At 65.7% G+C, this 11,580-nt stretch carries 10 protein-coding genes; 7 read left to right on the forward strand and 3 right to left on the reverse strand.

Annotated features, from left to right (window positions below; genetic code table 11):
* Window positions 1–119 precede the first annotated feature (119 nt).
* Window positions 120–605: a GNAT family N-acetyltransferase gene (locus tag EWU68_RS12670; RefSeq protein WP_129316509.1), complete on the reverse strand. Its 486-nt coding sequence runs from the start codon at window positions 603–605 to the stop codon at window positions 120–122.
* A 209-nt stretch (window positions 606–814) separates the two neighbouring features.
* On the opposite strand from EWU68_RS12670, the gene EWU68_RS12675 reads away from it, so the two are divergent.
* From EWU68_RS12675 to EWU68_RS12705, 7 genes are all read left to right on the forward strand, one after another.
* The gene (locus EWU68_RS12675; protein WP_129316511.1) at window positions 815–2,848 is read left to right on the forward strand and encodes a DUF6541 family protein; all 2,034 of its coding nucleotides are present in this window, start codon (window positions 815–817) and stop codon (window positions 2,846–2,848) included.
* Between the two features lie 111 nt (window positions 2,849–2,959).
* Complete coding sequence (locus EWU68_RS12680; RefSeq protein WP_129316513.1) at window positions 2,960–5,095, forward strand: DUF6541 family protein; 2,136 nt, start codon at window positions 2,960–2,962, stop codon at window positions 5,093–5,095.
* A 183-nt stretch (window positions 5,096–5,278) separates the two neighbouring features.
* Window positions 5,279–5,881, forward strand: coding sequence for a short chain dehydrogenase (locus EWU68_RS12685; protein WP_129316515.1), 603 nt, complete (start codon window positions 5,279–5,281; stop codon window positions 5,879–5,881).
* Between the two features lie 127 nt (window positions 5,882–6,008).
* Window positions 6,009–6,764, forward strand: a complete 756-nt coding sequence (locus EWU68_RS12690) for a glycosyltransferase family 2 protein (protein ID WP_238692467.1) — start codon at window positions 6,009–6,011, stop codon at window positions 6,762–6,764.
* Entirely contained in the window at window positions 6,761–7,303 is a 543-nt protein-coding gene (locus EWU68_RS12695) for a DUF2304 domain-containing protein (protein ID WP_129316517.1), read from the forward strand. Before EWU68_RS12690 ends, EWU68_RS12695 begins: the two co-directional genes overlap by 4 nt.
* Window positions 7,300–8,175: a glycosyltransferase family 2 protein gene (locus EWU68_RS12700; RefSeq protein ID WP_129316519.1), complete on the forward strand. Its 876-nt coding sequence runs from the start codon at window positions 7,300–7,302 to the stop codon at window positions 8,173–8,175. Before EWU68_RS12695 ends, EWU68_RS12700 begins: the two co-directional genes overlap by 4 nt.
* 8 nt (window positions 8,176–8,183) lie before the next feature.
* A complete protein-coding gene (locus EWU68_RS12705) occupies window positions 8,184–9,545 on the forward strand; it encodes a polysaccharide biosynthesis protein (RefSeq protein WP_238692468.1) in 1,362 nt (453 codons plus the stop codon).
* Between the two features lie 495 nt (window positions 9,546–10,040).
* Here EWU68_RS12705 and EWU68_RS12710 read toward each other — a convergent pair whose 3' ends face one another.
* The gene (locus EWU68_RS12710) at window positions 10,041–10,538 is read right to left on the reverse strand and encodes a DUF4385 domain-containing protein (RefSeq protein ID WP_129316521.1); all 498 of its coding nucleotides are present in this window, start codon (window positions 10,536–10,538) and stop codon (window positions 10,041–10,043) included.
* A 75-nt stretch (window positions 10,539–10,613) separates the two neighbouring features.
* Complete coding sequence (locus tag EWU68_RS12715; protein ID WP_129316523.1) at window positions 10,614–11,492, reverse strand: EamA family transporter; 879 nt, start codon at window positions 11,490–11,492, stop codon at window positions 10,614–10,616.
* Between the last annotated feature and the right edge of the window lie 88 nt (window positions 11,493–11,580).

Here is an 11,580-nt window from a genome sequence, read left to right on the forward strand (position 1 = left end):
ATTTTTTGGGGGAGTGTGTGCGTGTGCGAGGGGTTTTTGCTCCTTGTGTGTGTGCTCACTCCCCCCTTTTTTTTGTTTAACCCCCGGTGTGTGGGTGTCGGTGCGGGTCGGTGGGGTGATCACACCCGACGCCGCATCGGGACGTGCGGGATCCCCGCCTCGACGTCGGGATCGCCGGATCGCGTGAACCCGAACCGCTCGTACCAGTTCTCGAGATATGCCTGGGCGTGCAGGTCGATCGTCTCGCCGTCGTGATCCGCTACGGCCGCGCGGAGCAACGATCCCGCGAGGCCGCGCCCCCGGTGAGTGGGCGACGTCGCCACCCGTCCAATAGCGGGCAGCCCTGACGGGCCGCGCAGAACCCGCAAGGTCGCTACGGGCACACCCTCGTCCTCGACCCAGTACGTGGTCGTTGTCGGGTCGAGGTCGGCACCATCCAGGTCCTGCTCGGACGTGATGCCCTGTCCCATCGTGAAGACCTCATACCGCAGCCGCGCGAGCCCGTACGTGGTCCTGGGGTCCAGGTCGAGCCAATGTCCGCGGTGCACATCCAGGTCGTGAGCGGACCGGTTCGGGCGGGCGTGGTCGGCGAATCCTGAGTTCATATATCCACGGTATCCAACGGCACGGTGACGCATCCCGGTCCCGCGCCGAGGGGCCGCGACTCACGCTTATACTTTCTTGAGGTGCTTCATCCGTTTTGTCCAGAGCGTTGGTGTACTTTAGCTCAGTCCGGGCCGATGCCCGGTTCGTCTGATGATCCTCGGAGTTCTACGTGGTCCTTGCCTTCGTCGTAAGCGCTTTGTGCCTTGTCATGCCTGGGTTGTTGATCACCTGGGCGACCAAGGTCCAAGGATTCGACGCATTGGCCCTCGCCCCGGTGGTGTCGTTGTTCTGCCTGGGCTCGAGCGCCTTGATCGGTGGCCAGCTGGGGCTCCGATGGGGCTGGTGGATGCCCCTCGGCTTCGCCGTGGTCCTCGCGGCCATCCTGGCCGTGATCGTTCGCCCGACCTACCGTCGTCGTCTCGGTGGTAGGGAGCCCGAACCCCAATCGACGATCACGGCGGCCCTGCCCGTCATCGGCAATCGGAAATTTTCGGGCGCGGCCTGGATTGGGCTGGCCCTCGGCGTCGCCGTCGGCATCTGGCAGACGGCCCACATCACCGGGGGAATGGAGCACTTCTCCCAGGCATTCGACAACACGTTCCACCTCAACGCCGTTCGGTACATCGCCGACCATGGGAACGCGTCCCCGCTGTTCGTCGGCACCCTGAATGCCGGCGGGTCGCCCGGATTCTTCTACCCCTCGGTCTGGCATTCCCTCGGCGCGATCCTGGTGACGACGACGGGCATTTCCGTCCCCGCGGCCACGAACGTGGTCACCTTCTGCACCACGGCGCTCGTGTGGCCGATCAGCATCATGTTCCTGATCCGCTCGCTCACCCGCAACCGTTACTCCTGGCTCGTGGCCGGAGCCCTTTCGGGGGCGTTCGTGGTTTTCCCGGTCCTGCTCCAGACCTACGGGATCCTGTACCCCAACCTCCTGGGCAACGCCGCCGTCCCGGCAGGTCTGGGGCTCGTGGTCTGGGCGTTGCGCGGCGGACCCGATTCCCGACTTCTCCGCCCTCAAGCGTTGACCCTGGGTGCCATCGCAGGAATCGGGATTTCCCTCTCGCATCCGAATGCGATCGTTTCCCTGATCGCCGTCGCCGTCCCCGCGACGATCGCGCGGATCACGTCCCTGGTCGCCGGGATGCTCAAATCCACGGGAAGCCGCTCCCTGCCCGCCGCTCCGGAGAGGCGGAGGCATCCGATCCCGGAAATCCTGCTTCTCCTGGTATGCCTCGCGGCCGTGTCCGTGGTGTGGACGATGCTTCGCCCGAAGACCTTCCAGCCCGAGACGATCAAGCAGATTCCGGTATCCGGGTCCGTGCTGGATGCACTGAGCCTGGCGCCCTCCGGGTACAGCATCTCCTGGGTGATCGTCGGGTTCATCGTCGTCAGCGCCGCGGTTCTTCTGTACCTCCGGCGTCACGCGTGGATGGTTTTTGCTTACGCGATCCTCGTGGTGCTGTACATAGCCGTCGAATCGATGCCCTGGGAATGGAGGGATGCCCTCACGGGCGTCTGGTACAACGATCCGTATCGGTTGACGGCCCTGTTCCCCGTCATCGGAATCCCCATGATTGCCATCGCGGTCGGTTGGGCTGTCCAGGAACTCTACGCCAGCATCTCCGGGTGGCGGGCCGTGGGCGTGCACCGGCCACTCGAGGGCGAAGCGGAAGGTTGGATGCCTCCCCGCCCCAAGGCTCGGCCCGCCCTCGCCCAAACGGCCAAGATCGTTCTGGGGCTGGTTGCCGTGGTTGCGGTGTCCGTGCCGATCTTCGCGGCAGACTCCATGAAGGAAGGCCGCGCCCTCGCCCACGAGCGATTCGAGACCACGCCGAGCTCCGAACTGGTGACCTCGGACGAACTCGACGTCCTTCACCACGTCCCCGACTACGTTCCGCGCGACGACACACTCATGGTCAACCCATGGACCGGAGGGTCTCTGGCCTATGCGCTGACCGGGCAGAAGGTCAGTTCCTACCACCTCCTCGAGACGCGCACCCCCGAGATCGATCGGCTGGACAAGACGCTGAACACCGCCCTGGCGGACCCCAACGTGTGCCAGGACGTCCAGCACGTCCGCGGGTACTACGTCCTGGATTTCGGCACCCGCGAGATGAACGGCGTCAATCACGCCTCCGTCTACGGCGGCCTGCGCGGACTCGAGCAAACCGGCGTGGCCCAGACCGTGTACCAGACCGGGAACGCGAGGCTTCTGGAGGTCACCGCCTGCGGCTGACCCCGGCGGTTAGATATTTCACGATGACCCGGCAACCGCACGTTGGCGAAGCTACTAGGATTGTTGGAGTTTGCTCGAAATGCACCACTACTGATCGGAGCCATGGAGTCCATGGAATGGTTGAGCCTCGTCCCCGCCCTGGCCGTCTGCATCATTCTGCTGATCGTGCCGGGCCTCCTGGTCACGCTCGCCGTTCGCATGCGCGGATTCGACGCGGTCGCACTGGCTCCCGCGGTGTCGATCGGCCTGATCGCGGTCAGCGCCGTACTCGCCCCCATCGCTGGGATCGGGTGGGCCCTCTGGGTCCCGTTCGCGGGCGGAATCGTGACGGCACTCGTCTTCGGGCTCATCGCGTGGGGATTCAGGGCCGCCCGGATCGAGGACTACCCGGTCCGTTCGAGGCCCCGAGGCAGAAAAAAGCACGCTGGTCCTGCGGGCCACGACGACGTCGAACGGGCCCCGTGGAACTCCGAGGCGGGAACGGGCGAATCGGCGTCCTCCCGCGGCTCCTTCCGTTGGACCGGCCCCGGGCGTCTCGGCGGTGACTTGGTGCCGGCCCGGTGGTTCTCGCGGGGCCAACTCGCCTACTGGGCATCCTTCGTCATCGCGGCCCTGGTCATGCTCCGGACCATTACGAACGCCATCGGCGCACCGGGCCGGTTCTCCCAGACCTTCGACAACAATTTCCATCTCAACGTCATCCGGTACATCGTCGAGCAGCACAACGCCTCGTCCCTGACGGTCAGCGCAATGACCGCGGGCGGGGGTGCACCGACGTTCTACCCGGCGGCTTGGCACGACGTCGTGTCCTTGGTCTTCATGTCCACTGGACAGGGTTCGATCCCCATGGCCACCAACGCCATGATCGTGACGGTCGCCGTCGTCGTCTGGCCCTTGTCGGTTCTGTACCTGATGCGATCGATGATGCGGTTCAACCTTCCGACCGTGCTCACGGCCGGCGCCGTCCTCTCGGGCTTCGCGGCGTTCCCGGTCCTGCTGATGTACTTCGGGGTGCTCTACCCGAACTTCCTGGGTATCGCGCTGATCCCGGCGGGTCTCGGGCTCCTGATCAATGTGCTACGGGTTTCGGCGATTCGCAGGGTGACCACGATCCAATCGATCCTCCTCGGCATCGTGGTGGCGCTCGGCATCGGATTCGCTCACCCCAACGCCGCCATGTCCCTGGTGATCATGACCGTCCCGATTCTTCTGGTGCGCGGGGCCGTGCAGATCTGGCGCGCGGCGAACCGCAGGACGAGCGTCGGCGTCGTGATCGTCCAGGTCATCCTGATTGCCGCGGGACTCTGGCTCATCTGGTACCTGTGGGGCATCGTCCGACCGGAGGCCGGGGCCGCAACGTGGGGCCCGGCGACCTCGGACACCCAGGCCTTCGGCGAGGCTCTGCTCAACAGCCCCCTGAGCCTCACCCAGGCGCAGTGGGTGCTCTCGATCCTGGCGATCCTGGGCACCCTCGTGGTCCTCTACACCCGACGCAACGTCTGGCTCGCCCTCGTCTACGGGGTGCTGATCTATTACTACATTTGCGTGCGCTGGCTCCAGTGGGACCAGGACCGGATGTGGGCGACCGGCGTCTGGTACAACGACCCCTACCGTCTGGCGGCCCTGCTGCCCGTGGCCGCGGTGCCTCTGGCCCTGATCGGCACCCACTGCATCACGCAGGCCCTGATGGGTTCGGCCGTGGTCGAGCGGTGGAAGCACCGGGGACCGCAGGTGCTCGGCGTCGTCTCGGCCCTCACCGTGATCCTGGCGCTTGCGCTCACGCAGTTCGCCCGGCCCCTCAACGACATGGTCAACGCGTCCTACTGGAGCTACTACGCTTCCGAGGACGCCCAGCTGGTCGACAGCGACGAACTCGACGTCATCCATCACATCGACGATTACGTTCCGGACAAGGACACCGTCATCGTCAACCCGTGGACGGGCGGGGCACTCGCCTACGCCCTGGCCGACCGGCACGTCACGGCCGCACACACGCTCTACACACCCACCGACAACGCGAAGATCTTCGACGGCTCCCTCAACCAGGCGAACCAGGACCCGAAGGTCTGCCAGGCCGTCAAGGACGACGACGCCAAGTACGTCCTGGACTTCGGAACCGACGAGGTCAACCAGGGCGACCACTCGGGCGCGTTCCAGGGTCTGCAGAACCTGGAGGAGAGCGGCGTGGCGATCCCCGTCTACCAATCCGGGGACGCCAAGTTGCTCAAGATCACGGCGTGCGACTGATTCGTCGATCCGGTCGACCTCGTCGATCCGGTCGGCGCGGGGGAGCGGATCCAGGGCGAGCATCGCGGTCTCGGCGATGCCGCCCCGGGCAAAGGACGGCGGCACGGTGGGCCAGCGGACCTGCCGACATGCGGCACGTAGCCCGGAGGCACTCAACGGAATGCTGAAGGAAGGAAGCGGAGAATGACTCGGAAGATTCTCGTGGTCGGAGCCTCGGGGCTCATCGGGCACGCGGTGGCAGACGAACTGTCCAAGAACCACGAGGTGATTCGGGCCTCGCGGAACGGCGACGAACGCGTGGACATGTCGGACATCGACTCCGTCCGTGCCCTGTTCGAGAGGATCGGGGACGTCGACGACGTCGTGTGCTGCGCCGGTGCGGCACCGTTCAAGCACGTCACGGAGCTCTCGGCCGAGGACTACGAGGACGGGCTCCGGAGCAAGGCCATGGGCCAGATCAACGTCGTCACCGAAGGAATGAAGCGAGTCGCCGATGGTGGCTCCTTCACTCTCATCTCGGGCATCCTGACCACGGTCCCGATCCATGGAAGCGTGGCATCGGCCGTGGCGAACGGTGCCGTGGAATCCTACGTGGTCACTGCGGCGTCGGAGCTTCCCCGGGGGCTGCGCATCAACGCGGTCAGCCCGACCGTTCTGAAGGAGGCCACTGGATACCACTCGGCCTTCCCCGGCTTCAAACAGGTTCCGGCAGAAGACGTCGTTCAGGCCTTCGTCCGGTCGGTCGAAGGCGTCGAGAGCGGACAGGTCCTGACCGTCTGGGGCTGACCCCCGGGCGCATGCCATTCTGTGCGCGAGTCACGAGAACCGAATCGCATCGGGTGCCCGGTCCCACACGTATTCTTCGCCGGTCCTCAGGGAGTTCCAGGGCGCAACCGGTAGGCTAAGGACCACTATGGCTAAAATTCCAGACGCTCACCCCACGTTGAGCTGCCTCATCATCATGCCCGCATGGAATGAGGAAGAAGTCATCGGGTCGACGATCCGTGAGCTTCAGTCCACCATGCCCGCCTACGACCTGCTGGTCGTCGACGACGGTTCGACGGACGACACCTCGCGCATTGCGCGCGCCGCGGGCGCGAGCGTTCTGCAACTGCCCTACAACATGGGCGTTGGGGGAGCGATGCGCGCGGGGTTCAAATACGCCCAGCGCCTGGACTACGACCGGGCGATCCAGGTGGACGCTGACGGCCAACACGACCCCCGCGACATCGAACGGGTCCTCGAAGGCCTGGCGCAGGCCGACATTTCCATTGGTGCCCGATTCGCCGAACGAGGCACGTACAAGGCCAAGGGTCCACGCCGGTGGGCCATGGGAATGCTCGCCGGGATGTTCTCCCGCGTGGCCAAGACCCGACTCACCGACGTCACCAGCGGCTTCCGGGCGGCCAACCGCCGCGCGATCGCCCAGTACTGCCGGTATTTCCCCGCCGAATACCTCGGGGACACCGTCGACTCTCTGGCCATGGCCCTTCGCGCCGGCCTATCGGTCACGCAGGTCCCGGTCGAGATGAGGGAAAGGCAGGCCGGAACACCGTCCAACAACCCGTGGAAGTCCGCGATCTACCTGGTCAGGTCGATGTTCGCGTTCTTCATCTCGATGACGCGCAAACGTATTTCCCTGAACGACGCCGAGGGAGGCCACGAGTGAATACAGCATCCATATTCTTCCTGGTTCTCGGGCTGATCCTCGTCATCGCCGTGATCCGCCTGGTCAGGAACCTCAAGCTGCGTGAGAAGTATGCGGCCCTGTGGCTCCTCACGGCGGTCGTCATTGCGGTCCTGATGATTTTCCCCAGACTCCTGGACTCTCTCGCCTCGCTCGTGGGCGTGGTGACGCCCGTGAATCTGCTGTTCCTCATCGGACTGGTTCTGCTCCTGGGGGTGTGCCTGCACCTCTCCCTCGAGATCTCGAGGCTCGAGGACGAGACCCGGGTCCTGGCCGAGGAGGCCGCGATCCAGCGTTCCCTGCTCAACCGGCAACTGGAGAACGTGGAGAGGAATCGCAACCCGACGTCGTCGATGCCGATCATCCAGGTGGACGCCACCGGGGAGCCCCACACGATAGAGACCCACGGGTCCAGCGCGGCTGGGACCGATGGCCGGAGGGACGAGAACGCGCGTCCTTCGGAACCAAAGACTGACCACCGGATCACCGGAGAACCCCACGACCCGACGGAGAAGCCATGACCGTTGACATTCTGTTCCCCTACTACGGAGACGTCGCCCTGATGAAGCAGGCCGTCCGCTCCGTGCTGCACCAGACCAACACGGACTGGCGGTTGATCGTCGTCGACGACGGCTACCCCGACGACTCGATCCCCGGCTGGTTCGAGTCCCTGAACGACGACCGCGTGACCTACATGCGCAACGAGAAGAATCTCGGAGCCAACGGGAACTACCGCAAGTGCCTGGGCTTCGTGGAGAACGAGCTCGTGGTGGTCATGGGCGCCGACGACGTCATGCTCCCGAACTACATCGACTGGTTCGTGCACGCCGCGGAGGCCCACCCCGAGGCGAATATCTTCCAGCCCGGGGTCTTCGTGATCGACGAGAACAACGCGCCCTCGAACACCATGGTCGAGAAGACCAAGGCGTACTACCGTCCTGACCAGACCACGGTTCTCGACGGGGAGGGCCTGGCGGTCTCGATCCTGCGCGGCGACTGGCTGTATTTCCCCTCGCTCGGGTGGCGTGCGGAGACCATCGTGGGTCTTGGCTTCCGCGAAGGATTCGACGTCGTCCAGGACATGTGCCTGGTCATGGACGTTGCGATGACCGGTGGCGCACTCTTCTACGACGAGACCGCGGCCTTCATGTACAGGCGCCACAAGGCATCGGACTCCTCCTGGCGCGCACTGGACGGCACCCGCTTCGACGAAGAGCGCCGATTCTTCGAGACCATGGCCGAGGAAATGGGCGCCATGGGTTGGTCCAAGGCGGCCACCGTGGCCCGCCTCCACGTCTCCTCGCGCCTGCACGCGGCGAGCCTCTTGCCGAAGGCGGCGCAGGCCAAGAACTGGGGCGGAGTCAAGAACCTGGCATCCCACCTGGTCAAGTAGGGCATTACATGGTGCGTGCAGGTGAGGGCGAAGCGCCCGAGGTCAGCGGACTCGGTTCGGAAGTCACCGCGGAGAACACGACCGGCCAGAGGTCGGTGACCAAGAAGGAATCCACCGGAATCCTCCTGGCCTCCATGATCTCGGCGGTTTCGGCGTTGGGTGCCACTTTCATCGCCAAGCACGCGCTCGCGGGCGAAGAAGTCACGGAATTCCTGGTCTTCTGGTCCGCACTCTTCGGGATCTACGGGATCGTTGCCGGCCTCCAGCAGGAGACGACGCGCGCGGTCGGGGCCGCACAATTGCACGCCGGCGATGCGGGATCCACGCGCCCCGGGGCGCGGGTCATGGCGGTCGCGGGCGGATTCGGCGTCGTCATCGCTCTGCTGGTCGCCGTCACCTCTCCGGTCTGGGCGCATGGGCAAGTACCCACCGGCACCGGGTTCGCCGTGGCCATGCTCTGCATCGGACCGTGCCTGTACGCGATGCACTCGGCCATGAGTGGTGCCGCCGCCGGGCGCGACCAATGGTTCCAGTTCTCCGCCCTGGGCGGCGGTGAGGCCGGATGGCGTCTGGTCGCCATGATCGCGGTGGCCCTGATCGCCGGGTCGATCGGCGGGCTCGAGGCGGCCGCAGTCTCCCCGGTCCTGCTGTGGATGATGATCGCCGCCTTCACCTCCGAAGGCCGCAAAACGTTCTCGGCGAGGGCCGACGTCGGCGTCGGCCGCTTCGTGCAGAACGTCCTGTTCGCGATGGGCTCCTCGGCCGCCTCCGCGGTCCTGATGGTCGGACTGCCGGTGGTCCTGAAGGCCAGCGCCGGCGCGGATGCATCGACGTACACGAAGATCTCCATGGGTGCGCTGATTCTTGCGATCTCCATTACGCGCTCGCCGATCATGATCCCGTTGCAGGCCTTCCAGGGCGTCGCCATTTCGGCCTTCCTCAAGCAACGGCATCGTCCCGTGGCCGCCATGGTCAAACCGTCGGCGGCGCTGTTGGGGATCGGCCTCTTCGGGGCGGTTCTGGCCTGGATCATCGGGCCGTGGCTGTTCTTCCTCATCTACGGTCCCAAGCCGGAGGAAGCGGCCGCGTACCACGACGTCATCCACGGATGGCTGCTGGGTACGCTGACATTCGGCTCGGCGATCATGGCCTTGCTGGTCCTCTCCGGGACGGCCATCCTGGCCTTGAACGCACACCGCATGTACATCTTGGGGTGGGTCGTGGCCGCCGCGATCGCCGTCGGCCTGCTGTTCCTGCCGGTGGGTCTCGTGCCGCGCACGATCATCGCCCTCTACGTGGGGCCGGCCTGCGGGTTCGCGATCCACCTGGCCGGCATGGTCGTGGCGTCGCGGAAATACCGGCTCGAGTGAGGCCGCGCGGGGCGGCGTGTGTCGCCCACGCGTGCCGGCGTGCGCGAGTGCCGGCGTGCGTGAGTGCCGGCGAGGTGGCAGTTTCGTGCGGAATTCGCGGCCAGAACCGCACCAATGTGCCACCTCGCGGGGGCGCTGAGGCTCGTGGCGCACAAAATTGCCACCTCGCGGGGGTTGTCGACGACGTCGTGCGCCGCCACGGTTCCGTTGGGTGGCGGTTGCCCGATTGAGCGGGGTTTGCCGGCGACGTCGTTGCCCTGAAGGCCTGCCGCGCGGTTCTGTTGGGAGGCGGTTACCCGATTGCGAGGAGTTTTCCGCCGTCAGGTGGGGGTTGAAACCCCACCTGACGGCGGTAACGTCTGCCGAATCGGGGAACCGCCACCTCACTCGGACGCCCCGGGTAGAACGCTCGGACGCCCCAGGTGGGACGCTCGGCCGCCCCAGGTGGGACGCTCGCTCGCCGCAGGTGGGACGCTCGGTCGCCCCAGGAACCGGTCATCCATAGGCCTCCTGGTGTGCCTTCCGGAGTCGTCGATACGTTTCGTTGGTCCGGGCCGTGTCCCAAGCCTTCTTGAATATGCGTGCCGACTCCGCCTTCTCGGGGTCCTCGGGGGAGGGTTCCCGCTGCTCACGGCCATGCGCTCCGCTGACGCCCTTCTTGTCCTCCGGCACGGGTCCCTTGTACTTCTTTCCGCCGGGATACTTGGCGTAGCGCCGGGATCGCGTGTAGCCCATCTGCAGGAACTTGCGGGCCATGTCGGCGCCGACGATGTCCTCCTGCTCGAGGTAGTCCTCGAACATGCCGAGGATGGTTGAGCTGGATCTCTCGGCGTCCTCGGGCGTCGCGAATTTCCAATGGGGGAGGATCTCGGACTTGTAGGGTTCGACCTTCAGGACACCCTGCTCGCCCCGACCGATGCGGTACAACTCCGGGTTCTTCCGGAGGTCTTCCTTCTCGACGTCGATCGAGTCGTCGAATCCACGTGCATTCACGTTGTTTATCCTAGCCACCCGCCGGGTGCCGGTTGGAATGGGGTGGCGGGCGAGGCGGTCGTCGTCGTCCTTGCCTCACCCACCGATCAGGGCGACGCCGGCCACCACCAGCAGCGCCCCGAGCAGGCGCCGCCCCGGTCGGGACTCCTTGAAGACCACCCAAGCAAGCAACGAACCGACCACGATGCTCGTCTCCCTCAAGGGGGCGACCAAGGAAACGGGTTCGCTCTGCATCGCGGTCAGCACGAGGATGTAGGCCGCCGGCGAAAGGACTCCGATGCTGACGATCACGGGCCAGTTCGTCTTCACCGAATCCCTCATGAGACGACGACGCGAACGATTCAGCCCAAAGGTCATGAAAATCGCCTGGTAGACCGCCGACAGTGAAAAATACGGGATGGGCGATTGTGCCAGGGCGGTGACGGAATGGTCGTCCCACAGGGTGTAACCGGCAATGAACGCCCCAGTGAGGATCCCCCAGCCGAGGCCGGCGAGCAGCCGCGACCCGTCCACGGCCCCCGGACTCCTGCCTGGTGCGGCCGTCACCACGATTCCGCCAACGATCACGAGAGCACCCGCCAGCGCCCACCACCCGGGCCGCTCGGACAAGAAGGCGACGGCGACGATCATCGTCAGTATCGGGCCCGTTCCGCGGGCGGCGGGATAGACGACGCCGAGCGGGGCGCGATCGTACCCTGTCTGGAGTGCGAGGTTGTAGCCGATGTGGATGACGGCCGAGACCGCCGGGGCCCAGACGAGTGCGGGACCGTAGGCGGACCAGCCGCCGTGCTGGACGACGCACACGATCCCGACCGGTGCCGTGACAAGGGCCGTGACCACCGCATACCACCAGACGAAGGTGTACGAATCGCCATGCTTCGCCTTCGCGGCAAGATTCCACACGGCGTGGAGCACCGCGGCAGAGAGAACCATGGCCAATGCAGCTGCGCTCATCCGACCAGTCTAAAGAGAGGGAGACCGGTCCTTCGTGAAGCGTCGGGGCGGGCTTGTTGGTGGCGGGGTTCCCCGGGGTGTCCAGGGG

This window comes from Rothia koreensis (genome assembly GCF_004136575.1).
GTDB classification, from domain to species: domain Bacteria; phylum Actinomycetota; class Actinomycetes; order Actinomycetales; family Micrococcaceae; genus Rothia; species Rothia koreensis.